Source organism: Daejeonella sp., assembly GCF_036405355.1.
GTDB lineage: Bacteria > Bacteroidota > Bacteroidia > Sphingobacteriales > Sphingobacteriaceae > Daejeonella.
The window spans coordinates 24999-48308 of record NZ_DASWXT010000045.1 but is presented as its reverse complement, the minus strand read 5'-3'; the positions used below and the strand labels follow the sequence as shown (position 1 = coordinate 48308).

Sequence of the window (23310 nt, the reverse complement as noted above, 5' to 3'; positions counted from 1 at the left end):
AAGCCTTTATTTTATTTTAATTCTCAGGAAAGCTTAAATATCATATTCACTTTTCCAGTATTGGGTTGTCTCAGTTTCAGCGGCTTTATTTCCCATATGTACAGCAATAGCCACATCCTTGCCGGTTCTGACATTGGAAGCAGGTTGCTTTCCAGTTAAGATACATTCTGCAAAATCGCGAAGGGCGTAAACAGTCGGATCCAGCACCGGACTGTCTTTGTGAAAAACAATTGGCACTCCGGCACCTCCGGGTGAAACTTCCACAGTAGCCCCTGTAACGCCATCAACCGTTCCTTTGGTCTTGTTTTTTGCTTCGGGATAAATAAAGGCCCTATCCCTTAATATTTCAATCGTACCCTTGGTTCCAAGGATACGAATGGAATACCCTTTGTACTCATTTGTAAGAATAGAAGTAACACTGGATTTTACTCCACCGGGATACTCATAAACCAGACGGATATTATCAAAATTATCTCTTCCATCCTTCCAGAAATCAATACCACCAAATCCTGCAACCTTAATCGGATGGCTGCCCTGAATCATATTAACCATGTCAATTTCATGAGCACTGAGTTCAGATAGAAGGCCCCCGCAGTATTCCTTATACATCTTCCAGTTAACAGCCCGCTCGGTTTTAGGATCAGTCACCGGTTGACGCCAGTCGGAATTTCGATTATACTGACATTCATAATGAAATACCTTTCCAATCCATCCCTTTTCAATAATCTCCTTGACTTTATGATACATTGCATAGTACCTGTATTGATGGCCCACCTGAAATACAAGCTTTGAGCTATCAACCAATTTCACCAGATGAAGCGTTTGTGGTATATCATAAGCCATGGTCTTCTCTACATAAACATGCTTGCCGGCTTTAAGGGCGGCTACAGCCATCGGAAAATGTAAATAAAGCGGAGTAGCAATGATTACCGCATGTACTTTGGGATCATCTACAAGTTTCTGATAATCATAATATCCTTTGGCATCTTTATCGGCAAGCCTCAAGCCAGCTTTCAAATGATCTTCTACAATATCGCAACATGCAACAAGCTCAATATTACGAACATTTGCAAGGGTCTGAGCGAGACCCAAACCACGACTGCCTGAGCCAATCAGCCCAACACGAACCTTTTCAGTTTGGTCGGGCTGAAGGAAGTCAAATCCCTTAGATCCGAAAGCAGTAAGACCTGTCAATGCTAATGCACTGGTACTTATAAACTTTCTTCTTGATTGCTCTTTATTTTTCATGAATTTATCTGTTTTTTCTGGCCGCTCTGGCATAGATATCAGCTACATTAACTGGAACTCCTCCTTTTCGTTTACTTTCATCAGCAGCTTCCATAAATGCACACATATCAAGAGTTTCTTCAGAACTTACAGGAACTACCCCTGTTTTGAAAAAATCTGTAATCTGCTTTAAAAGAGGATTATAGCCTCCATACTCACCAATTTGAACAGTAGCCTTTTCAGTGAAAACTGTCCCTCCATATCCAAGTTTTCCGGAACGAAGTCCACGGAAAGTACCAACCCTTCCATCATTCCATGTACCAACAACAACATCAACATCAGGCGAACTGATTCTTACCACCTGCCTGCAACCCGGACCCATAACTGTAAAAAGTGATTCTACACCGTGGATACCATACCAGAATAGATCAGGATGGGTGCTTTCCAAATGACATGGACTAAAAGTTTCAGCACCGAGTACTTTACCGTACTTACCGCCTGCAATTTCTTGTGCCCCAACAGAATATCTTAGTGAAGAAGCAGAAAATACTCCCACATTTGCCTTTTTAGCTGCAGAAAATATGGCAGAAGCATCTGCAAGTGAAGCTGCTATCGGTTTATCAATAAAGAAGCGCTTACCGGCTTTAATAACCTGCAAAGCCTGCTCAAGGTGTAAACGTCCATCATTGGTCTCAAGCAGAACAAAATCAACTTTATCTAAAAGACTAGCTATTGAGTCCGTAATTTCGACACCCAGTTTTTTTACATCTTCAATGTAACCGGGTATACGCTCATAACTACTTTTAATATCCTTACTACCATAAGGATAAGCCGCTACAACCTTAAATCCGCTATAATCAGGACTAGGATTCGGGCCATTTAGAGCTTTAGTAAAAGCAATTACATGGGAAGTATCCAGGCCGATGATTCCAACTCTGGTACCGACAGCAGCACTGAATTTTGATGAGGGGTAAAGGCTTTCAGCAAAGCTGCTTGCACCAATTCCTATACCTGCAGCAGCAATTGCTGTTGTTTTGATGAACGTTCTACGATTCTGTTCTATTTTCATATTAATGATAAATGTGATTATGATTTAAACCAGTTATTAGCTGGTTAATATCCCGATATGCATATCGAAAAGTAAAATAAATAGCTCAATAATGCAAATAATGTACATAGGGGAGGTATATTGTTACTCTATCTTCTTCATATGAGGCTTAATGGGAGTCATTTTGGGAACCAAAACCCTGAACATTAAAAACCAGGCCAGTAAATAAGCAGTTCCGCAAAAAAGAAACAACATATAATATCCTGTTTGAATATGTCCTGCAGCCTTATAATGATCAAGTAAATATCCGGCACTCTTTGCAACAGTAATATTTCCAAAACCTCCGAACATTCCCCCAATTCCAATAACTGCACCTATGGAAGTTTTGGGAAACATATCTGAAACTGTTGTCATAATGTTAGCCGACCAGGCCTGATGTGCTGACATTCCAATTCCAATAATGATTACCGCATACCACATATTAAATGATCCGGCCCATTGCGAAAACATAACCATCAATGGGATTGCGGCATAAATAAGCATTGATGTTTTACGGGATCTCACCATAGTCCAGCCTTTATTTTTGCTGAACCACATTGGTAACCAACCTCCGGCAATACTTCCGATTCCGGCAATCAAATAGACCACTGCGACAGGAAAACTTACCTCAAGGCCAACTAATCCATATTCTGAAATTAAAAATGCAGGAAGCCAGAAAAGAAAAAACCACCATACACCATCAGAAAGGAACTTTCCTACAGCATAAGCCCAGGTTTGTTTATAGGTTAAAAGTTGCCTCCAGGGAATTACTGCCTCAGTTTCTCCCTCATTGGGACTTGTTATTGTTTCCTCATCACTATTTATATGTGCAAGTTCTGAAGCTGAAATCCGTTTATGCCGTTCCGGTGTTTCATAAAGCAGGAACCAGAAGATGAGCCATAGAAAGCCAACAGCTCCGGTAAGTATGAAAGCCATCTGCCAGCTATAGGTTACAGCAAGCCATGGAACGAGCAGGGGGGCAATAACAGCCCCTATATTGGTTCCGCTGTTAAAAATACCTGTTGCAAATGCTCTTTCGCGTTTTGGGAACCATTCTGCGACAACTTTAATAGCAGCCGGAAAGTTACCGGCTTCGGTAAGCCCTAAAAATGCCCGCACCACTCCAAATCCGAAAGTGGTCTTTACAAATGCATGCATAACTGCGGCTATACTCCATAAAATAAGAGATATTGCATAACCCATTTTACTCCCAACCCTGTCAATAATACTTCCAACACCAAGCATTCCGAGTGCATAGGCCAGTTGAAATGCAGCTACAACATTCGAATAATCAGTTTCAGACCAATTAAATTCCTTTTCTAAATAAGGCTTCAGCAGACTGATTACCTGACGGTCAAGATAATTGATAGTAGTAGCGAAGAACACCAGCGAACATATCGTCCAGCGATAATTAGTCATTTTTTGCATGCAGATCAATAATTAAGCTTCTTACATTCAGAGTGCCCGGTAAGCTTATGATTTAAAGTAATTCTTTGCGTTAAAGTAACAAATATTCTGAACCATTTGCCCCAGCCATTGAATATCGTTTGGCAATTCCCCATTTTCAACATCACTACCAATCAGATTACACAAAATTCTTCTGAAATATTCATGCCTTGGATAAGACATAAAGCTTCTGGAATCGGTGATCATACCAACAAAACGGCTTAACAAACCCATGCTTGATAGTGCGTTAATCTGATTGACCATCCCGAATTTCTGATCCAGAAACCACCAGGCTGATCCGAACTGGATTTTACCAGGCACGGTTCCGTCATTAAAATTACCCGCCATGGTAGCAAACATCTCATTATCAGCAGGATTTAGATTATAAATTATAGTTTTTGCAAGTCTGTTGGTAGAATCCAGTTTATTTAAAAATTTAGACATGCCCCGCGACTGTGAGAAATCGCCCATAGAGTCAAAGCCGGTATCAGGACCAAGCTCTGTAAGTAACCTTGAATTATTGTTTCGGATAGCACCGAGATGATATTGTTGAACCCAACCTTTTTCATGATCCCAATGTGCCAGATTAAGCAGCATACAAGACTTAAACCTGAGAATTTCAATTGAACTCAGAGCATCCTGATTGAGGATTTTAATAAATATTTGATCTATTTCAGCATCAGTATATTCTTCATAGCAGAGTTGCTCCAAACCATGATCTGAAACCACGCAGCCGTTTTTTGCAAAATGATCATGCCGGCTCTTCAGTGCAAGCAAATACTGGTCAAAAGTTTTGATCTGCTGTCCGGAAAGAGTCCCCAGTTTTTGTATATAAGTTTGAAGCTCCGGTAAATTATCTGCATTCATTGCTTTATCAGGTCTGAATGAGGGGCGAACAAGTACAGAAAAGTCATCAGCTTTGATCTTCTGGTGGAATGAAAGATCGTCCAGCGGATCATCTGTTGTACCAATACTTTCAACATTCATTCTTTCGATCATCCGGCGAATTGAGAACTCAGGCGTCCGGAGTTTTGCATTGCATTCATCATAAATCTTTTTTGCAGTTGCGGGCGAAAGAATTTCGTAGATATCAAAATAACGCTGTAACTCCAGATGTGTCCAGTGATAAAGAGGGTTCCGGAAAGTAAAAGGTACTGTTTCAGCCCATTTTTCAAATTTTTCCCAGTCGCTGGCATTACCAGTAATATATTTCTCAGGGATGCCATTGGCCCTCATCGCACGCCATTTATAATGGTCGCCATAGAGCCATATTTGTGTCAGATTCTCAAAATTTGAATCAGCAGCAATCTGATCAGGGGGAAGATGACAATGGTAATCTATAATTGGTAAACCTGCAGCATAATCATGAAACAATGTCAGCGCAGTTTTCGTCTCCAGCAAAAAATTTTGATCTAAAAAATCTTTCATTTATCCTGATAAGTAATTTAATATCGATTAGCAATATCTGAAATAAAATTCTGAAAGTATAGGCTTAACTATTAGAATATCATAATTTGGCACTATTCAAAAATATTATCATTTAAAAATCATCAGCCATTGAATCCAATTATACTAACACTGGGGGGATTTATTTCTTGTGCCTTGCTAATCGTCCTTTCAGGGGTTAGACTGTCAAAATATGGAGATATAATTGCAGATCTAAGCGGGCTGGGAAAAGCCTGGATTGGATTAATACTAATGGCAGCCGTAACCTCGCTTCCTGAATTATTTTCAGGATTCAGCTCTGTTCTGATCCTAAAAAAGCCGGACATTGCCGTTGGAGCCGTGTTCGGAAGCTGTGCATTTAATCTTGCAATTCTTGCCCTCCTGGATTATTTTGTTCCTGGAAAACCTATCTCTTCAGTTGTTACCAAAAGTCAAATTCTGGCAGGATTCCTTGGTATGATTCTGATTATTTTATCAGTAATAGAAATCCATTTCGGCAAACTATTTCCTGAGAAAGGCTGGTTTGGCCTTTTTCCCGGCCTTATTATCTTTATTTACCTGATTTCTATACAAATCATCTTCGAAAATGACAGGCAGGCACAAAAAGCAATCGAAAATCTGGCAAGTCAACCCCATAAAAAGGAGATAAAAATTTCATTAAAAAAGGCAATAATCAAATTTTTGTTTTACTCAGTCCTGATTGTTACAGCGGCTCTTGCTCTTCCTTATTTCGCTGAAAAATTAGCTCAGGAAACTGGAATAAAGGAGTCATTTGTGGGAACATTGTTAGTTGCTGCGTCGACCTCATTGCCAGAAATGGTCGTTTCTATTGCCGCAGTCAGAATGGGAAGTATTGATCTTGCTGTTGGAAATCTATTGGGCAGTAATATTTTCAATATGTTTATTCTCGCAATCGACGATCTCATTTATACTGATGGACCAATACTTCTTGCCACAAATCCTAATCATGCATTAAGTGCATTGGTTACATTATTAATGACCAGTGTGATTAGCATTAGCATCCTGTTCAGTTCACCAAAAAAACGATTTGCATTAGGCATAGACGCAGTTATTATGATACTGCTCTATGTTGCCTTATTGTTTGCACTGTACTATTTGGAATAGCTATTAGCTGAACGAAGCAAGCAATTTAATCTCATTACGGTAAAGAATAATTTTTTTATCGTTCTCAAGCTGCTTCAGGAGACGTGAAATTACTACCCTGCTGGTGGCCAATTCATCAGCAATCAGTCCGTGAGATGCCTTGATCACACTAGACCCACTCAAGCGCTGTTTCTCTTTCAGATATCCAATCAGCCGTTCGTCAAGCTTGTGAAAAGCAATGCTTTCAATCGATTTTAACAGCTCAATAAAGCGTTCATTGAAGCTACGCATGATATAGTTCTTCCAGCTTGGATAAGTACAAAGCCAGTCATCAAGTTTAACATGTGGAATCGCAATCAGTTCAACATTATCTTCGGCAACAGCTTTGACTTCGCTCTTTTTTGCCTCAAGGCAACAACTGTAAGCCATAGAACAGCTCTCGTTACTCGACAGATAATAGAGCAAAATCTCATTTTCTTTCTCATCCAGACGATAAACCTTTACTGTGCCCTTTAAGACGATAGGCATCATCCGAACATATTTACCATAATCCATTATCAAATCACCTTCTTTAAAAGATTGAAGGATCCCGAACTGCTGCATTTCCTGTATTAGCTGAGGTTCGAAAATACTTTTGAATATATCCAGATTTGCGTTCATTAAAAATGAAAGTTTAGAACAAAATTAGACTGTACCATATTTACTTTATTAATAATTAGTCTGCTGTTGCCATAGGTTTCACCATTATTTAATTTGGCAACAAGCAAGAGCTGAGCTTCAAGCCCCTTTAAAGTATTTGTAAAGGTATATCTAATATCCGTATTTATCTGTGTATATGACGGCATTCCATACTTATTCAACGCATAATTCTTTGTATCAGGTAAATGATAATAGCCGGCTGCAACAGAAGTTTTGAATCCCGATTTTGGGATACTATAGTTCACTTTAGCCATAACTGCATCCAGATCTCCGAATCCTTCATTTCGTTCACGTGGTAGAAAAGTAAAGAATGGATCCCTGCCCCACTCCCTTGGGACTAAATAACGCCCCTGCGCTGTGATACGATTATAGTTTAGAGAAGTCTCCCATTCTTTATTTTTCCAGGCTAACTTCGCCCCGAAACTCAATGAACCTGCTCCTTTTGGAAAATATGTTTTCGATTGGTTTACATTACCTCCATTACTTATAGCATCTTGTTTAATGACCTGTGACGAAGCCATCAGACTTGAATTTCCTTTGAGAGGAAAAGAAATATCGGTTTGTAACATAGCCGTGTTAAAGACATTCTCTGTGAGCATATTCCAGGCCTGAAGCTTCAGCCTTTTGTTAATTACCTTAGTAACACCTAATAATGCTACCCCCTTACTATGTACTTGTCCGCTATAAAGTGATTGACTACCATCAGGATTCAGACCGGCGGAATAAATACCTATTGTTTCTCCGACGCCAAACCATTTGGTAGTACTTCTTGGAGAAATACTGTATAACCAACCTGCTTCAATTTTAGTTCCTTTAATTTCATTTATCTCTGCCCATAGCCCCTCCACTCCGGTTGGTCGCATCCGGCCATCCTGAAGATTAATAAATGGAGTGTTCAGCAACTGCCTCCCAAAGGTCATGGAAGATTTCTTATAATTATATTTCAGGTAAAGTTCTTCTAAACGGTCTATATCTTTCTTATTAGCTGCATCCTCCAGATCAAAAAGACCAATTTCATAACGATTATACTGCCCGCTTTGCGGATCCGGAATCGTCATGTCTGAAGAACCTATATTGAAAATATAAAAGCCACTGATCCCAAACTGTAAATTATGAAATTTTGCCGTCTCGAACCTTAAGCCTCCACCGGCTGCATTCGCATAATAATCAGTTAAATCCTTTTCATTAAGGATTATCATATTGAAATACCTGAAATGACCCTGCACACTTCCGTTTTTGAAAGCACCTAACACAGACTTGCTGTCTGCCGAATCCTTCCCCTTGCCTTTATACATTTCAGGACGTTCAGAAATTTCCTGATGCTGGGCTAAAACACTAGTTGGAATCAGGAAAAATAAGAGCAAAAGAATTCTATATATGAAATTTTTCATATTCAAAACGTTAAAATAAGATGATTTAAAGTGGTTTTAGAGTTTAATATAGCTCCAGCCTTCCTGCTGTTTTTTAGCTATTTCCATTACACCTGAAATAACGGACCCTGCACCGGCAACTAACTGGTCATGTGTAATTTTTCTTTTTTTCATTGCAAATTCACAGGCAACAAAACTTACTCCCTTATCTGCAAAAGCTTTGATCTCTTTTTGAACAACTGAAGTACTTTTTACCAGCATTCCTAATCCGCCACCATGACAAACTACCTCTACCTGCATATCGGGTGCTACTCCAAAATAGTTTTTCAATTGAGACATCAGGGTTTGATGAATAACTGTATCTGCAGAAGTAAGCTGGAACACGATTTTAAGTCCTTTATAAGCATCGGCACGTGGATCCTTAGAAACACTCTGAGCGTTGATATTATTTGAGAATGCAAAGAACACCAGGATAAAAAGAAGTTTTTTCATTTTTATATTTTTGTTTTTTAATGGCTATGAAGCTTGCATGAACTTATATTCATGTTGTTTTGTGAGTGATATGCTCATGCAGGTTTCATTTGTTTGAAATTAATTCTTAGATGAAATAAAATATTTTCTTAAATATTAAATTGATTAACGAAATTGATAATCCACTCCAGTAACCTGAGTCAGAAGTGTTTGAGAGGCATCTAAAACCTTTGCAGACATTGGAGGAACCGGACTTACCGGTGAATTTACACTTAAATATTCTTTTAAAACAGAGTGTAATGTAAATGCGGTATTCTTCGGGTTGACTACACCTCTCATCCTGCAGAGCATATCCTCAGGATCTCCTTCGCGTTCGCATGCACAGATCCTATAAATCTTAGCCGGATCGAGTGGCAAACCGTTAACCTCCACATCTTTAACTCTACGGCCATTTTCCTCAAAAGCCTTAAAGCTAATTTTCATGCCTTTAAACTTAATAACCCAGCCACCAAGCCGCTGTGAAGCATCTTTAGCGAAAACATTATTCAATTCTTTTTCAAGCCAGTCGAAAATTTGTTTCCCGGTAACCGAACCGGTTCTGACTACACTATCAACAGGTAGCATATCAAATATATATCCATTGGTAATTGGGATATTTCCTGTGTGATCCGGTGTGGAATTGGGCGGACAAAATCTAAATCCATTTGACAGAACTATATCAGCCTCCTTAATTTTCCACTTTAAGGCATCAAGTATCAGGGTATCTATTGTATTTTCAATCACAAAATAACGATATAGCGGCAAAGTGCTGTAGCCGGCAATATGATTGATATCGTCCTCAAAAGGCTCCTCATGAATTTCTATCAATTTAGAAATCTCCCTATCAGCTTTATACTTTTTTGAATCAATTTCAACCAGTGAATAGGTGTCCTGAATAACCTTACCATCTTTTATCCGGAGCTCAAGTTTTCCAACAAAAGAGCCAAAAGCTCCTGGTTCAACTACTTTTGAATACCGACACTGAATAGGCTTTCTTACTCTTTCATGTGTATCGCCACCTAAGATATAATCAACACCATCACATTCGGGCAGATTAGCCAGATGAATCTGTTGCGATAATCCCAGGTGAGAAAGCAATAAAACATAGGCACATTGCTCCTGATTGCGCAAAACATCTACAAAATGAGCCAGATTTTCTTCAGGCTTGGTATAAATAATTCCTTTGCTGTAACCTGGCGATTGACGGATAGGAACCAATGGATCAGTATATCCGAGGAATCCAATTTTTACACCTCCTACATTCCAGATATGGTAAGGCTGAAAAATCAATTCCCCCCTTTTACCATTCCCAAGATCATGATACATATTGGCACAAACTTTCGGAGCATTTAATGCCCCCAATAAAGTCTGCATGGCCTTTTTGTAATATATCACCTCCCAGTTACCCGGTAAATAAAGATCATAACCCAGCTCATTTAAAACCGGAACCATAGCTTTTCCGGAGGTTTTTACAGATAGTTCACTACCCTGAAACATATCTCCGGTATCGATGATAAAGGTATTCGGATTCTTTTTCTTCTCTTTTCTTAGATAGGTCGCCAGATGAGCATAGCCTCCTGTCTTTCGAAATACAGCCTGATCATTTTCCCAGAAAAGCTCATCATGGGGATGAACCTGACAATGCACATCGGTAGTTTGCAATATTGAAACGGTAAACTCACCATCCTTCTCTGCAGGTGCAAGACTCCCTGAAGCCTCGTTTGCAATCGCTAAAAGCGGATTTGCAGAAACCAGAGCAGCACCCGCACTTATCGCACCCATTTTTCTTAAAAAGCCTCTCCTGTTATTTTCCATATTGCCTGATCCGGGAATTCAATTAAATTTTTAAATTTTTACCGCTGTATTCTTCTTTGAGGAGTCTGCGCTCTTTTTTTGTTCTTCTGCTATAGGTTTAAATGGACCGAACTTGTGTTGTTCCTCACTAAACTTATCTGAATACGGACCGAAAGGATGATCTATCGGCTTTTTTGATTTATCCGGCCAATCTTTTGGAACATTAATGTGCGGACGTGTTTGTGAATTAATATAGGCAGCAACATCCCAGGCTTCTTCATCACTCAGTATCGGGTTTTCATAAGTGGCACCCTGCGGCATATTGTCCCTTACATATTTAGCGAAGTTTGAAATACGGTACAAACCTGCTCCATCATTATAACTGTTCTTACCCCAAAGCGGTGGAAACATATACTCAGTTTTATCCTGATTTAACAGTCCTGAACCATCAGGCTGATGACAGCTCTGACATTTTGAAGTATAAACGGCCTTCCCTTTACCAGGGTCGGCAGCTCTGTCGAGATATGCCAGTTCTCCGAAGCCAGAACCGGCAGCCTTTTCACCCTTTTTCACATTAGTGCCCAGAAAATTAATGTAAGCCACAATAGCTTTCATTTCTTTACTGTTCGTTTCTAATGCCGAACCGTTTAAACTTCTTTCGAAGCAATCATTCACACGTTTTTCAATACCTTCCTCTGTACCGCTTCTTGCTCTGAATTTAGGATATAATGAGGCTACAGAACCATAGTTATTTCCAAATACTGCTGTCCCGGCCTTTAAATGGCAGTTCTGGCAGTTCATACCGTTACTGATCTGCCTCACCGAACCATTAGGACCTAAGTACTTAGCTGTATGTGCAATGAGCTCCTTTCCATACTCAACTTCCGATTTTTGTTCAGCATTAGTGATAGTGCTGACCTCTGGTGCAATCCAAAAATCCTGAACAACTGATTTAACTTCAGCTATTACAGCCTGGGTATCCTCCAGCTTAACTTTTGGTCTTTTTGGCAGATTGACCAGATAATAGCCCAGTGGAAGAGCAACTATTATAACAATCAATAATACCATCAGGTTGATCAGCTTTCTTATAACTGAAAGCAGATCCCTAGATACATCGCCATCATCGTGCTTCTGAGACATATGACTGATTTTTAGTGAGGTAATTTATTCTTGATTAGTCCGTACAGGTAGGTTCCAACTATTGCAAAGAAAAACACAATTGCCATAGCCCAATAACCATATCCGATATTCACTACCATTGGCCCCGGACAAGCACCGCTCAATGCCCAGCCGAGTCCGAAGATCGAACCTCCTATAAGGTAACGCGCAACAGATTTTTCTTTCGGATTAAACATAATAGGGTTACCATGATAATCTCTCATACGAAACCTTTTGATTAAAGCCACACCCGCTACACCAAGGGTAACTGCAGTCCCGATAATTCCATACATATGAAAAGCCTGAAAGCGGAACATTTCCTGAATTCTGTACCAGGAAACCGCCTCAGATTTCGTCATCACAATACCGAAAACTATACCCAGCAATAAAAATTTTATAAACTTCATAACTTAAAATATTAAAGGAAGAAATAAATAGGTCATCAGCAAACCCCCGATAAAAAAGCCCATCACTGCTATCAATGATGGAACCTGAAGGTCCGACAAACCGCTGATAGCGTGTCCGGAAGTACATCCCCCGGCGTAGCGGGATCCAAATCCAACCATTAAACCTCCGAAAGCAAGGAGAAGGAATCCTTTGATGGATAGAACCGCATCAAGTCCGAAAAGTTCGGCAGGCTGCAGGGATTCGGGAGCAGCAATTCCCAGTTTGGATAAATCCTGGATTGTTGCATCAGAAATCAGAACAGGTGCATCAGTAGACAAAAACTCCCTGGCGATAAAACCACCCAAAATTGCACCTACAAGAAACACCAGATTCCAGATTTGTGCTTTCCAGTTGAAATCAAAAAATTTAGCTGATTTGCCTAGACCTGCAGCTGCACAGATCGTTCTTAAATTTGAAGAAAATCCGAAGGATTGTCCGAAATACAATAAAAAGAACATGATAGCTGCTATCATTATCCCTGAGAACCACCAGGACCATGGTTGTAATATAAATTCCATTATCTGTTTTTAGTTGTTTAAGTGAAAGGAAATAATCGGCTTGAAGAGATGATTAATTAATTTCTCTGTCGCACTTTGATGGAATAATCCACCTTTACCATGTGTACCAATACAAACGATATCCATATTGATCATCTGGTTGAAATGTATAACTCCATTCTCCACATCCTTATCATTGATCAGATGACACTGGTAATTTGAAATACCATTCAATTCAGCAAACCGGGTCATTTGAGCTTCAACTTTTGCCTTCTCCGCATCTACACTTCCTGAAGTAATCTGCAACAGGTGTATTTTAGTATCAAATGCCTTAATGAGTTTATGCATTAAGACCAGATTTTCTTTTGCCGGCTGACTAAAATTATGTACCAGCAAAATGTTGCGAATCTGAAGATCAGAACGATCACACATCAAAGAAAGTAAAGGCGTCTTTGATTTACGAGCAATAATTTGAGTTTCCGAACCCGAAAGTTTTTCCTTCAAACCGCTGGCACCTTTGGTTCCCATCACGATCAGATCGAATTGATTTAACTCTGTAAATTTTAAAATCGCATCGGTAGTTTTACCAAGCACCAGATGGGTATTAATATGATCGCCATACAAGACTTTTAGATTTGCTAGCTTTCTTTCAGCGATATCCTTTTGTTGTGTAACATAATTTACATCAATCTCACCACATGTCTGAATCTTTCCGGATGAATCCAACGTCACGGTGTCAGGCACATTCAAAACATGCAAAAAATGAATTTCAATTGCTGTTTTTTCTTCCAGCCTTTGCACCATCAGGTAAGCAAACTCTGCCTGAACTGAAAAATCTGTCGGAATTATAATTTTAAGTGTTTCCATTGTGGTTTTATATCAAATTAATTTAGCGAAACATTCTGCCATGCACCCTGGTTTTCAATATTGGAAATACCCGATTGTAAAAGTATACTTCTTGCAATATTGGCTCTGTTACCACTTCTGCAAACCAAAATGATTTTATCAAATTGACGTAAACTATCAATATAGTTCTCAATTTTATCAAGAGGATAATTTACACTGCCTTCTGCATGCCCATCCAGATTGAATTCATCTGTTGTTCTTACATCAACTACTATTGTTTTCATTATAATTTTTTTTATTGTTCTTAAATTAATTCAGCCCGGTATTAAAAAATTAAACCAGTACATTGGTATCAGAATTAACTTACAAACTGATTCACAATTTCTACAGTACCGCCATTCACAACATTTGCAAATCCATTTTGCTCCAGATATGATTTTGCCTGAGAGCTTCTGTTCCCGCTCCTGCAAAAAACAATGATGTGCTTCTTATTTTTGAATTTTGCCAATTGTGATGGTATGCTGTCCAGAGGAATATTTACAGAACCTTTAACATGATTCTGAGAAAATTCACGTGGAGATCTGACATCAACCAAATATGCCCCATCATTTATAATTCCAGTCAGATCCTGCTTTGCAGAACCTCCAAATAACCAAGTCAATATGCCCATGATCTTATTTTAAACTGTAAATTTATTTATCACCCCAACTAATCCGCTTTTCTGAACGACCCCACTTTGTCTCCACAATACTTTTCCCTGTTTAAATAATATCAGGGTTGGAACACCCTGAACCTGATATGCTGCAGCAGCCTGGGGGTTCTTATCGACGTCAACTTTAAGGATACTTACAGCATCCCCAACTTCCTGTTTAACATCTTTTAATATTGGTGCCATAACCTTACATGGCCCGCACCATTCTGCAAAAAAATCAACAAGCACCGGCTTGTCGGATTTTATTAATTCATTGAATGTCATAGCTGTTTATTTAACTTCTTCATAACTTATTTCTTTCGATCCGGTATCGTTTTTGGCAGGAGGAGCAGCACATGCACCTGTACCACAACAAGATGCATTAAAAACAGCCATTCCTGTAAAAAGTAAGCCTATCAAACCAAACAATATATCCGCAGCCATCACTGCCTGAACCAGAATTACCAGTCCAATTCCCAAACGAAGAACTCTGATGATGTTCCAGTTACTAAAAATTATCTCTTTCATCTGAATATGTTGTTACGCTAAATTATATAACAAAAGTAAGGACTGCTGGCTGCGATTTAAGTAACAAAGGTTACAAATGAAAATCTCAGTTTCAGCTTTTATCGTCCGCGATATAATTCCCGATATGCTTGCGGTTATTCCTGAGTTTTCTCTTTTGATGATAAAACCTGTAAAGTCCAATAAAAAATATCAGCAAAGCGATTATCCAGAAAGCGATTTCAAGATACCATCCATAGCTGAGGTTTAACAGGCTGTTTAGTGTCATGCCTGCGATAGCAAAATATAAAGAGGTTCTCACAAAAGCCAGCAGGGTTCTGTCAATTGCCATATCAGTCCTCTCTATTGCGAGATTTTCACGGAGGATAAGATCCTTATTTAGAATTTCATTCGATTTCATAGGTCTTTTTTAATATACCGGGACGCAATAATCGCTGCTCCAGAATAGTTTATTTGTACAGCACATCCGCCGGTTAGCTATCATTCCTGCTGTAGCTGTTATGGCTGCTACAATAAAAAGCGCATTGACAATTCCAAAGGCATCTGCTAATATCCCACTTAAAATGGCTCCAAAAACATAGCCACTATCCCTCCATAATCTGAAAATACTTAGGCTTTCGGCACGCTGCGAAGGATGAGTCCATTCGGCTACAACCGATAGAAAATTTGGATAGACCAGTGCTGTACCGAATCCAAGCAATACCGATGCGAAAATTAAAAAGGGTAAGGAAGTTGCCAGGGCCATGATGATGATGGCAAGAGCCTGCAAAAACATTCCCGAAGTGATAATTTGTTTTTTACAGTGACTGTCCCCTAGTTTTCCGGTAAATAATTGCGAAGTCCCCCAAACAGCAGGGTAAATTCCTGCAATAATTCCAATCTGGCCTATTCCGAAACCTTTTTGCATAAGCAGTACCGGCAATAAACCCCAGACTACCCCGTCGTTCAGATTATTCACCAGACCATTCAAAGTTACCGAGCCCAAATTTTGATGTTTCCAGCTTGTTTCCTTCCATACATTCTGAAGCAGGTGGACCTTGCTTGTCAGACTTTCTGCATTTACGAAATGGGTAGTGTCTTTAACCAGGAAAATTGTGGTTAATAAGCCCGCTATTGAAAATATAACACCGGGAATAAAGGGAAAAAAAGCGTAGCCATAATTTAGTGCAATTGAACTTGCCAGCCAGGCAGCCAAACCTACCGAAAGGTAACCAGCAAATTCATTGATTCCCATTGCAAGGCCGCGGTTTCTTGATCCAACAAGATCAATTTTCATAATTACAGTTGCACTCCAGGCCAGACCCTGGTTTATCCCTAATAAAATATTAGCCGCAATAACCCAGTTCCAGTTTGGTGCATACATCAATAAAAAAGGCACCGGAAGTGCTGCAATCCAGCCAATGATCAGGATAGTTTTACGGTTTAGTTTTTTGGAAAGCTGAGCAACAGCATAATTACTAAGGGATTTACTGATACCGAATGCAATAATGAAAGACATTAAGGCAGTATTGGCATTGATACCGAATTCCAGTTTCCCGAAATTAGGCATGATTGACCGTTCCAGGCCAACCATGGCACCAACAAATGCATTCACCAATACCAGTAATGCAAATTGATATCTGTTTTTATGTAAACCCTGCATAATTCAATTTAAGCATAAAATCAAAAAACAGATGTATTATTAAACAAAAGGAGGCATTTAAAAACACCTCCCTTCGAAAAAATTTAGAAAGATATCAGCAGATCAGGCAGGCATCACCTTACTCTGGCAAACAAAATCTGTTTTTGGAATATTTGTACTACTGATTGCTCCAAATCCACCAGCAATCTCAGTGAAGTTTCTGTAACCTCTTGCCTGAAGAATTGATGCAGCCATCATACTGCGGTAACCACCGGCACAATGTAAGAAGAAATGCTGTTTAGGATTTACATCTTTAATCCATTCATTTATATAGGCCAGAGGTCTGTTGTATGCATTTTCGACATGTTCGGCTGCATATTCACTTTCTCTTCGTACATCAAGTACCATGTCCTTTTCAGGTCTGAATTCCTTCGCAAACTGCTCAGCAGTAATACGATCAACTACATCAGCTTCCTTACCTGAATCTAACCAGGCTTTAAATCCACCTTTTAAGTGTCCCAGAATATTATCAAAACCTACACGGCTCAAACGGGTAACTGCTTCTTCCTCATTTCCTTCATCAGTTACCAGCAAAATGGCTTGTTTTACATCTACAATCAATGCTCCAACCCAGGGTGCAAAATCGCCACCAAGGCCGATATTAACTGATTGCGGGATAAATCCTTTGTAGAAAATTGTATTATCTCTGGTATCAAGGATCAGTGCATCCGTGTTTTCAGCTGCTGCTTCAAACTCATCAGGGCTCAGAGCTCTCATGCCATTATTTAAGACGGTATCAAAACTTTCGTATCCTTTCTTATTCATGGCAACATTTAATCCAAAATAAGCAGGAGGCGGCAGGAGACCTTCGGTAACAGCTTTCACAAAAGATTCTTTATCCGGCTGATTCAATGCATAATTTACCCGCTTTTGGTTACCCAAAGTATCTACGGTTTCTTTCATCATATTTTTACCGCAAGCACTACCGGCACCATGAGCAGGGTATACTATCACATCATCTGCCAAAGGCATTATTTTAGTATTAAGGCTATCATAGAGTAAACCGGCAAGTTCATCCTGTGTCATATGTGCTGCCTTCTGGGCAAGATCCGGACGACCTACATCACCCAAAAACAAAGTATCGCCACTAAAAATACAATGGTCTTTTCCTGTTTCATCTTTCAATAAGAAAGTGGTGCTTTCCATCGTATGACCCGGAGTATGCAAAACTTTGATTGTAATATCACCTATCTTAAATTCCTGTCCGTCGCTTGCAGAAATACATTCAAATTCGCAGGCTGCATTAGGACCATAAACAATCGGAGCTCCTGTTTTCCTGCTCAGATCAACGTGACCGCTGACAAAATCAGCATGAAAGTGAGTTTCAAAAATGTATTTTAGTTTAACCCCATCTTTGTTAAGTCTGCTAAGATAAGGCTCCACCTCACGCAGTGGATCTATAATGGCAGCTTCGCCATTGCTGGTGATGTAATACGCACCTTGTGCCAAACATCCGGTGTAAATTTGCTCTACATTCATTTTTGTTAATTTTGATACTACAAAAATCGTGAATATTAGCAATCATAACTGTAACATTTGTTGCAAATAAAAAATTCGCCGGAAATGAATCCGGCGAATTCTAACACTCACCTTAAAGAACCCGCTGTTATGAAACTAATGGTTCCCCTTTATTCACCCACTCATTAATACCACCAGAATAATTGGCGATATTAGTAAAGCCATTTTTCACAAGAATTGAGTAGCCAATTGCGGCTCTGTCTCCACTCTGACAGTGAATCACTACCTTCTTATCTTTACTGATCTTATCTAAGTTCTGAGGCAAAGTACCCACAAATACATTTTCAGCATTCGCTATATGACCTGAATTAAACTCAGCAACACCCCTCAGATCTACGATTTGTATATCTTCCTGCATCAGCTTTTTAGCTTCCTCAATCGATATCACATTTGCCTTTTCAAGTTTCCCGCCAGACTCTGTCCATACTGAAGTTGAAGGAACATAGCCATAGATATTGTCCAGGCCAATACGCATTAATTTTCTGGTCAGGTCATCCAGCTTTGATTCATCAGCAAGGATAATAAACTGCTCATCATATTTCAGGAACCAACCTGCCCATGTGGCAAAAGAGTTATTACCCTGTATATTCATGCTGCCCGGAATAAATCCTGCAGCAAAATCAACTTTATCCCTTGCATCAAGCACTTTCATACCTCTACCCATCGCTTCTTTTAAATCTGAAGCCGATAATTTCTTCAATACAGGCACCTCTGTCAGCAATGGACGATCAACTTTATTGAGTTTCTTCATCATTGCGAAATACTTCGGCGGTTCTGGCTGATCTGCTAAAAGATACTGAACGAATCCCTGCTCATCATTGTCGTATTGCAATGCCCAGTTTCTTATCTTCTCATATCCGACAGTTGTACTTGGAACGGCTCCTAAAGCTTTTCCACATGCCGATCCTGCACCATGACCCGGCCATACCTGAATAAAATCCGGCAATGCTGAGAACTTATTGATCGACTTATACATTTCTTTGGCTCCGGCATTCATTGTACCTACCATACCTGCAGCCTTTTCAAGCAGATCAGGACGACCGATATCCCCAACAAACACAAAATCGCCGGTAAATAACATCACAGGTTCCTTAGATGCCGGGGTATCTGTTAGAAGGAAACTGATACTTTCGGGAGTATGTCCCGGAGTATGCATCACCTCAAAAACCAAATTACCCAGCTTTACTATCTGACCATCCTTTAAACCGATATGATCAAACTCGTACTCCCAACCTTCACCACCTTCGTCTGAAAGATACATATCAGCCCCGGTCAATTTTGCCAGCTCACGTGAACCGGAAAGGAAATCAGCATGAATATGTGTTTCGAAGATATGGGTGATCTTCATGTTGTTTGCCTGAGCAATTTCAAGATAAGTATCCACATCACGCTTCGGATCAATAACTGCGGCTACTCCGGCTTTCTGACAGCCGATGAAATAACTTGCCTGTGCAAGGCTTTTATCATAAATGTGTTGAAAAAACATATTTTCTAATTTTTAGTTTTGAATCTATTGGTTAATTGTTTTGTCTTCGAATTTCTTATACAAAGGTCGGGACTAAACTTACATCAGTCGGTAACATTGGTTACAATCAACAAAAACTGAACGACTTATTTTTTCTCCAGAATTACAAATAATTCTGAATCAGCACGTTTAGAGAAAGAATTATAGCAAGGCTCAAAAATTCTGAAACCAAAGGCATCTCTAAATAGTTCCAGATACTCAGTATCTGTTCCTCCAAATGGTGGCCCCTGCGTTTCAAACTCTTTATTAAATAATACTCCTGCAAGTTTTCCACCCTTAACAAGAAGGCCTTTCATTGCTTCCACGTAATTTTTTCGCAGTTTCGGGTCGAGGGCACAGAAAAAGGTTTGTTCCAGAATCAGATCATACTTAGCTTCGTGAGTAAAGAAATCACCCAGAATTATCTTGATATTCTGGTTTGATCGAAATTTAGATTTTAATCTTTTAACCAGTTCAGGAGCGATATCAATGATAGTAATGTTCGTAAATCCTTTCTCCAAAAGATATTCTGCCTCGTATGAGTTGCCGCATCCCGGAATGAGAATCCTCAGATTTTTATCAGTTAACTGATCTATGTAGGCTTTTAATGGAGGAGAAACCTGACCCAGATCCCAGCCGGTTTGGTTTGATCTGTAGCGTTCATTCCAAAAGTTCTTGTCCAGATCAGGCTCCTTGTTCATTTGAGCAGATTTGCTTAACATCTTAATGTCCTCCTCCGGCTGAAGGGAAGAATAATTCTTTCACAAAAATGTAAATACCCATAATCAGAACGAACCAGCCAAAGGACTTTTTCAGCTTTTCGCCACTGATTTTCTTAGCCAGGTAAATGCCAATGAATATCCCAACTACCGCCAGACCTGTAAATGTTCCAAGCAGCTTCCAGTCGATCAGCTGTCCACCCTGAATATCTCCTATAAAACCAATTAATGATTTTGCAGCAATAATAAATAGGGAAGTTCCTACTGCAAGTTTCATTGGCATACGAGCCAGAAGCACCAATGCAGGAATGATTAAAAATCCACCACCGGCACCTACCAAACCAGTAAGTAAACCTACCAAGGCACCTTCAAGAAGGATCATTGGATAGTTATATTGCAGGGGTTCATCATCTGCTTTATCACAATCAATACATGGCCTGATCATACTTACAGAGGCCAGAATCATGACTATGGCGAACAGAACCATAATACCTATGGATTTGGTAATAACCAATGAGCCGATTGTGAATAGTTCAGATGGAATAAATGGTACCAGCCACATGCGGGTCAGATATACTGCTGCAATGGATGGAATTCCAAAGATCAGAACAGTTTTAAAATCTGCCTTTTTCTGAAGTGCACTTTGAATACCTCCAACAAAGGCGGTTGAACCGACTATAAAGAGAGAATAAGCGGTAGCAAGAATAGGATTAACCCCCATTACATAAACCAGAATCGGTACTGTAAGTATAGATCCACCGCTTCCTATTAAGCCTAATGAAACACCAACGAGTACTGCTAAAATATAACCTAAAATTTCCATAATGTCTTTTTATTTGAACACAAAGGTCTTAATAGCAAACCCGCTTTATGGTTACAAAAGTTACATTTAGCAATAATAGTAAATTTTGATGTCGCAGCCTGAATTGATCAGAATCTGAAGCAAAAGCCTTTTAACCAAGGGACACACCAATGATCGTACCTATTCCATAGGTTATTGCAGCTGCTGCCAGGCCAAAAAAGACCTGCCTGAAACCTGAAAACCAGATGCTTTTTCCTGTAAATAAGGTAATAGCCGAGCCAATTAAGAACAGTCCCAGGGCACTCAAACCAGCGCTAATCAATACAGCATTCATCCCGCTTAGAAAGAAAAAAGGAATGACCGGAATAATCGCACCAATAGCGAACAAAAGAAAAGAGGTAATTGCTGCCTCCATTGCTGAGCCTTTCAAATCTTCCGCATTTATACCTAACTCTTCCCTTATCAGCATTTCATGAGCCCTGTCTTTGTCAGAGATAATGGACTTTGCCATAGACCTTGCCTGCGGTTCAGGAATCCCTTTTGAAATATAAATCAAAGCCAGCTCTTTTTCCTCACCCTCGGGATTTGTTTCCAGTTCCTCCATCTCCAGCTGCATTTGATTTTCATAGAGTTCCTGTGAGCTTTTTACCGAAATCCATTCTCCAAGAGCCATTGAGAGTGCACCCGCCATCAGTCCGGCAAGACCAGTTAACAAGACCTCACTTTGTCCGCTTGTTGCGCCTGCTATTCCCATTACCAGACTGAAATTTGAAACCAGTCCATCATTCCCTCCAAGTACCGCTGCTCTGAGCGCATTGCCACCCACAGATCTATGTCTCTTTTCAAACCTGGCCAGATTAGAACCGGAAATATCCTGATGATTATTTAAGATATTTTTAAGAATTGTTACATGCGATGTATCGGATAGAGAAGGGGCTGTATTCCTTTTCCTCTTAACCTTGACAATGGAAGATGAAATGCTCTTTTCGGTATCCAGTAATACCCCAAGTACATAATCATACCCGAATACTTTACCAATAAACCTCAATACTCTTGCCCGCCCTGAGGGAGATGGTAAATTCGAAATATCCAGATTGTTTTTCTGCAGAAAAGCCAGCGCATGACTGTGCTCAATTTCGCTCATTTCAGTGAAAACCCGGGCAACATTGGAATCCTTTTCGTTCTCTGCGAGAGTTTTATACAGAAAGCCGGTATCGACCTCTGTCTGAATATTTTTCAGGTTTATCATATTTAAATCAGGATTTTCAGGCCTGTGAACAGTGTAAAAAAATAGTTATGACAAAAAAACTGTTATTCTATAATGAGGGATAATAAACAATCAGCCGGTAAATCAAATATTATTATTTACCGGGATTTTGCAATTTGGTTCCCAATACCATCTACAAGTATATCAACAAGAACATCAAAATATTCTTCCGACTTGAAGTCGCATAATGTAACGCTAAGAGGAAAGCTCAGTCCTCTGAAAGCTGCAATAGAAGCGAAAGAACACTTCTCTATCATTTCGGGCGACAATTCCCTGAATTCGCCCGATTGAACACCACCAATAATAATTTCCTTCATCATATCCACCTGAGTCTGATCATACCTTTGCTTGAGCTCATGAAGTTTCTTCATACCATCAAAGATTTCCTCTTTGACAATCTTGCTAAGATTCTGATAACCAATAATTGAAGAAAGATTGGTCCCGAGAAATGCTTTCAACTTCTTCTTAGCCGTTGTAGCACTATTTATAGCTTTTCTAACTTTCTGTATATGACTCTTCATTTCATCATCTACAACCGCCTCAAAAATTTCATTCTTACTCGGGAAATAATAATAAAGTGTGCTTTTACCCTTACCGGCTGCTTCCGCAATATCCTCCATCGTGGTCTTTTTTAATCCATGATGTGAAAAAAGACGTTTTGCGCCTTCCAGAATATCCCGAATGATTAATTCATCTTTCAACATTTAACACAAAAGTTTATCGACCATAGTTTAAATATAGTCTAAAATCTGATCAATTAAAAATATGGAGATTTAAAAATTTCTCCGAAACTCATTAAATAATAAGTCTTTACAAAACGTTCGTGTATATGTGAGCCATTCCGGCAATTGAACTTTGCTGGCCAAAATTCATTTCCAGAATCCAAAATCAATTCGGGCGAACATATATAAACCAATTTTAACTTTTAGTCTAAATTTTTAACTGAATAGCAGTATTAAAATTCTGATTGGA

The 23310-nt window shown here is 39.5% G+C and carries 25 protein-coding genes; 1 reads left to right on the top strand and 24 read right to left on the bottom strand.

What is annotated here, in order from left to right:
- Positions 1-33: 33 nt before the first annotated feature.
- The 4 genes from VGE44_RS05650 to uxaC all read right to left on the bottom strand — a co-directional run bounded on the left by VGE44_RS05650 (position 34) and on the right by uxaC (position 5188).
- Complete coding sequence (locus tag VGE44_RS05650; protein WP_331076797.1) at positions 34-1248, bottom strand: Gfo/Idh/MocA family oxidoreductase; 1215 nt, start codon at positions 1246-1248, stop codon at positions 34-36.
- 4 nt (positions 1249-1252) lie between these two features.
- Positions 1253-2296, bottom strand: a complete 1044-nt coding sequence (locus tag VGE44_RS05645; protein WP_331076795.1) for a Gfo/Idh/MocA family protein — start codon at positions 2294-2296, stop codon at positions 1253-1255.
- A gap of 123 nt (positions 2297-2419) precedes the next feature.
- Positions 2420-3742, bottom strand: a complete 1323-nt coding sequence (locus VGE44_RS05640) for an MFS transporter (protein ID WP_331076793.1) — start codon at positions 3740-3742, stop codon at positions 2420-2422.
- Between the two features lie 45 nt (positions 3743-3787).
- Positions 3788-5188, bottom strand: a complete 1401-nt coding sequence (gene uxaC / locus VGE44_RS05635; protein WP_331076791.1) for a glucuronate isomerase — start codon at positions 5186-5188, stop codon at positions 3788-3790.
- Positions 5189-5317: 129 nt separating this feature from the next.
- Here uxaC and VGE44_RS05630 point away from each other — a divergent pair, with 129 nt between their 5' ends.
- Positions 5318-6331, top strand: a complete 1014-nt coding sequence (locus VGE44_RS05630; RefSeq protein ID WP_331076789.1) for a hypothetical protein — start codon at positions 5318-5320, stop codon at positions 6329-6331.
- A 3-nt stretch (positions 6332-6334) separates the two neighbouring features.
- On the opposite strand, the gene VGE44_RS05625 is transcribed toward VGE44_RS05630, so the two are convergent.
- From VGE44_RS05625 to VGE44_RS05530, 20 genes are all read right to left on the bottom strand, one after another.
- Complete coding sequence (locus tag VGE44_RS05625; protein WP_331076787.1) at positions 6335-6970, bottom strand: Crp/Fnr family transcriptional regulator; 636 nt, start codon at positions 6968-6970, stop codon at positions 6335-6337.
- Positions 6970-8400, bottom strand: coding sequence for an OprD family outer membrane porin (locus VGE44_RS05620; protein WP_331076785.1), 1431 nt, complete (start codon positions 8398-8400; stop codon positions 6970-6972). The genes VGE44_RS05625 and VGE44_RS05620 overlap by 1 nt, the downstream gene beginning before the upstream one ends.
- A gap of 36 nt (positions 8401-8436) precedes the next feature.
- Complete coding sequence (locus VGE44_RS05615) at positions 8437-8871, bottom strand: DsrE family protein (protein ID WP_331076783.1); 435 nt, start codon at positions 8869-8871, stop codon at positions 8437-8439.
- 144 nt (positions 8872-9015) lie between these two features.
- Positions 9016-10704 carry a bifunctional metallophosphatase/5'-nucleotidase gene (locus VGE44_RS05610; RefSeq protein ID WP_331076781.1) on the bottom strand — a complete coding sequence of 563 codons (1689 nt, stop codon included), beginning with the start codon at positions 10702-10704 and terminating at the stop codon, positions 9016-9018.
- A gap of 30 nt (positions 10705-10734) precedes the next feature.
- The gene (locus VGE44_RS05605) at positions 10735-11823 is read right to left on the bottom strand and encodes a c-type cytochrome (RefSeq protein WP_331076779.1); all 1089 of its coding nucleotides are present in this window, start codon (positions 11821-11823) and stop codon (positions 10735-10737) included.
- A gap of 11 nt (positions 11824-11834) precedes the next feature.
- Positions 11835-12248 carry a DUF6691 family protein gene (locus VGE44_RS05600; RefSeq protein WP_324484721.1) on the bottom strand — a complete coding sequence of 138 codons (414 nt, stop codon included), beginning with the start codon at positions 12246-12248 and terminating at the stop codon, positions 11835-11837.
- Between the two features lie 3 nt (positions 12249-12251).
- A complete protein-coding gene (locus VGE44_RS05595) occupies positions 12252-12806 on the bottom strand; it encodes a YeeE/YedE family protein (protein ID WP_331076776.1) in 555 nt (184 codons plus the stop codon).
- Positions 12807-12815: 9 nt separating this feature from the next.
- A complete protein-coding gene (locus VGE44_RS05590; protein ID WP_331076774.1) occupies positions 12816-13652 on the bottom strand; it encodes a universal stress protein in 837 nt (278 codons plus the stop codon).
- Between the two features lie 17 nt (positions 13653-13669).
- Positions 13670-13915: a rhodanese-like domain-containing protein gene (locus VGE44_RS05585; protein ID WP_331076772.1), complete on the bottom strand. Its 246-nt coding sequence runs from the start codon at positions 13913-13915 to the stop codon at positions 13670-13672.
- A gap of 74 nt (positions 13916-13989) precedes the next feature.
- Positions 13990-14301: a rhodanese-like domain-containing protein gene (locus VGE44_RS05580; protein WP_331076770.1), complete on the bottom strand. Its 312-nt coding sequence runs from the start codon at positions 14299-14301 to the stop codon at positions 13990-13992.
- Between the two features lie 9 nt (positions 14302-14310).
- Positions 14311-14607, bottom strand: a complete 297-nt coding sequence (gene trxA, locus VGE44_RS05575) for a thioredoxin (protein WP_331076768.1) — start codon at positions 14605-14607, stop codon at positions 14311-14313.
- A gap of 6 nt (positions 14608-14613) precedes the next feature.
- The gene (locus tag VGE44_RS05570; protein WP_331076766.1) at positions 14614-14850 is read right to left on the bottom strand and encodes a hypothetical protein; all 237 of its coding nucleotides are present in this window, start codon (positions 14848-14850) and stop codon (positions 14614-14616) included.
- A gap of 91 nt (positions 14851-14941) precedes the next feature.
- Positions 14942-15247, bottom strand: coding sequence for a DUF202 domain-containing protein (locus VGE44_RS05565; RefSeq protein ID WP_331076764.1), 306 nt, complete (start codon positions 15245-15247; stop codon positions 14942-14944).
- A 9-nt stretch (positions 15248-15256) separates the two neighbouring features.
- Positions 15257-16489 carry an MFS transporter gene (locus tag VGE44_RS05560; protein WP_331076761.1) on the bottom strand — a complete coding sequence of 411 codons (1233 nt, stop codon included), beginning with the start codon at positions 16487-16489 and terminating at the stop codon, positions 15257-15259.
- A gap of 102 nt (positions 16490-16591) precedes the next feature.
- Positions 16592-18007: an MBL fold metallo-hydrolase gene (locus VGE44_RS05555; protein ID WP_331076759.1), complete on the bottom strand. Its 1416-nt coding sequence runs from the start codon at positions 18005-18007 to the stop codon at positions 16592-16594.
- 127 nt (positions 18008-18134) lie between these two features.
- Positions 18135-19532 carry an MBL fold metallo-hydrolase gene (locus VGE44_RS05550; RefSeq protein ID WP_331076757.1) on the bottom strand — a complete coding sequence of 466 codons (1398 nt, stop codon included), beginning with the start codon at positions 19530-19532 and terminating at the stop codon, positions 18135-18137.
- 125 nt (positions 19533-19657) lie between these two features.
- Positions 19658-20251, bottom strand: a complete 594-nt coding sequence (locus tag VGE44_RS05545) for a methyltransferase domain-containing protein (protein ID WP_331076756.1) — start codon at positions 20249-20251, stop codon at positions 19658-19660.
- A gap of 22 nt (positions 20252-20273) precedes the next feature.
- A complete protein-coding gene (locus VGE44_RS05540) occupies positions 20274-21092 on the bottom strand; it encodes a sulfite exporter TauE/SafE family protein (protein ID WP_331076755.1) in 819 nt (272 codons plus the stop codon).
- A 130-nt stretch (positions 21093-21222) separates the two neighbouring features.
- Positions 21223-22320 carry a VIT1/CCC1 transporter family protein gene (locus tag VGE44_RS05535; protein ID WP_331076753.1) on the bottom strand — a complete coding sequence of 366 codons (1098 nt, stop codon included), beginning with the start codon at positions 22318-22320 and terminating at the stop codon, positions 21223-21225.
- A gap of 116 nt (positions 22321-22436) precedes the next feature.
- Complete coding sequence (locus tag VGE44_RS05530; protein WP_331076752.1) at positions 22437-23042, bottom strand: TetR/AcrR family transcriptional regulator; 606 nt, start codon at positions 23040-23042, stop codon at positions 22437-22439.
- Positions 23043-23310: the final 268 nt, after the last annotated feature.

What these genes read in the sequence shown, in the direction of transcription:
- VGE44_RS05650 (WP_331076797.1), bottom strand. Translation starts at nt 1,248, where the DNA reads ATGAAAAATAAAGAGCAATCAAGAAGAAAGTTTATAAGTACCAGTGCA.
- VGE44_RS05645 (WP_331076795.1), bottom strand. Translation starts at nt 2,296, where the DNA reads ATGAAAATAGAACAGAATCGTAGAACGTTCATCAAAACAACAGCAATT.
- VGE44_RS05640 (WP_331076793.1), bottom strand. Translation starts at nt 3,742, where the DNA reads ATGCAAAAAATGACTAATTATCGCTGGACGATATGTTCGCTGGTGTTC.
- uxaC (WP_331076791.1), bottom strand. Translation starts at nt 5,188, where the DNA reads ATGAAAGATTTTTTAGATCAAAATTTTTTGCTGGAGACGAAAACTGCG.
- VGE44_RS05625 (WP_331076787.1), bottom strand. Translation starts at nt 6,970, where the DNA reads ATGAACGCAAATCTGGATATATTCAAAAGTATTTTCGAACCTCAGCTA.
- VGE44_RS05620 (WP_331076785.1), bottom strand. Translation starts at nt 8,400, where the DNA reads ATGAAAAATTTCATATATAGAATTCTTTTGCTCTTATTTTTCCTGATT.
- VGE44_RS05615 (WP_331076783.1), bottom strand. Translation starts at nt 8,871, where the DNA reads ATGAAAAAACTTCTTTTTATCCTGGTGTTCTTTGCATTCTCAAATAAT.
- VGE44_RS05610 (WP_331076781.1), bottom strand. Translation starts at nt 10,704, where the DNA reads ATGGAAAATAACAGGAGAGGCTTTTTAAGAAAAATGGGTGCGATAAGT.
- VGE44_RS05605 (WP_331076779.1), bottom strand. Translation starts at nt 11,823, where the DNA reads ATGTCTCAGAAGCACGATGATGGCGATGTATCTAGGGATCTGCTTTCA.
- VGE44_RS05600 (WP_324484721.1), bottom strand. Translation starts at nt 12,248, where the DNA reads ATGAAGTTTATAAAATTTTTATTGCTGGGTATAGTTTTCGGTATTGTG.
- VGE44_RS05595 (WP_331076776.1), bottom strand. Translation starts at nt 12,806, where the DNA reads ATGGAATTTATATTACAACCATGGTCCTGGTGGTTCTCAGGGATAATG.
- VGE44_RS05590 (WP_331076774.1), bottom strand. Translation starts at nt 13,652, where the DNA reads ATGGAAACACTTAAAATTATAATTCCGACAGATTTTTCAGTTCAGGCA.
- VGE44_RS05585 (WP_331076772.1), bottom strand. Translation starts at nt 13,915, where the DNA reads ATGAAAACAATAGTAGTTGATGTAAGAACAACAGATGAATTCAATCTG.
- VGE44_RS05580 (WP_331076770.1), bottom strand. Translation starts at nt 14,301, where the DNA reads ATGGGCATATTGACTTGGTTATTTGGAGGTTCTGCAAAGCAGGATCTG.
- trxA (WP_331076768.1), bottom strand. Translation starts at nt 14,607, where the DNA reads ATGACATTCAATGAATTAATAAAATCCGACAAGCCGGTGCTTGTTGAT.
- VGE44_RS05570 (WP_331076766.1), bottom strand. Translation starts at nt 14,850, where the DNA reads ATGAAAGAGATAATTTTTAGTAACTGGAACATCATCAGAGTTCTTCGT.
- VGE44_RS05565 (WP_331076764.1), bottom strand. Translation starts at nt 15,247, where the DNA reads ATGAAATCGAATGAAATTCTAAATAAGGATCTTATCCTCCGTGAAAAT.
- VGE44_RS05560 (WP_331076761.1), bottom strand. Translation starts at nt 16,489, where the DNA reads ATGCAGGGTTTACATAAAAACAGATATCAATTTGCATTACTGGTATTG.
- VGE44_RS05555 (WP_331076759.1), bottom strand. Translation starts at nt 18,007, where the DNA reads ATGAATGTAGAGCAAATTTACACCGGATGTTTGGCACAAGGTGCGTAT.
- VGE44_RS05550 (WP_331076757.1), bottom strand. Translation starts at nt 19,532, where the DNA reads ATGTTTTTTCAACACATTTATGATAAAAGCCTTGCACAGGCAAGTTAT.
- VGE44_RS05545 (WP_331076756.1), bottom strand. Translation starts at nt 20,251, where the DNA reads ATGAACAAGGAGCCTGATCTGGACAAGAACTTTTGGAATGAACGCTAC.
- VGE44_RS05540 (WP_331076755.1), bottom strand. Translation starts at nt 21,092, where the DNA reads ATGGAAATTTTAGGTTATATTTTAGCAGTACTCGTTGGTGTTTCATTA.
- VGE44_RS05535 (WP_331076753.1), bottom strand. Translation starts at nt 22,320, where the DNA reads ATGATAAACCTGAAAAATATTCAGACAGAGGTCGATACCGGCTTTCTG.
- VGE44_RS05530 (WP_331076752.1), bottom strand. Translation starts at nt 23,042, where the DNA reads ATGTTGAAAGATGAATTAATCATTCGGGATATTCTGGAAGGCGCAAAA.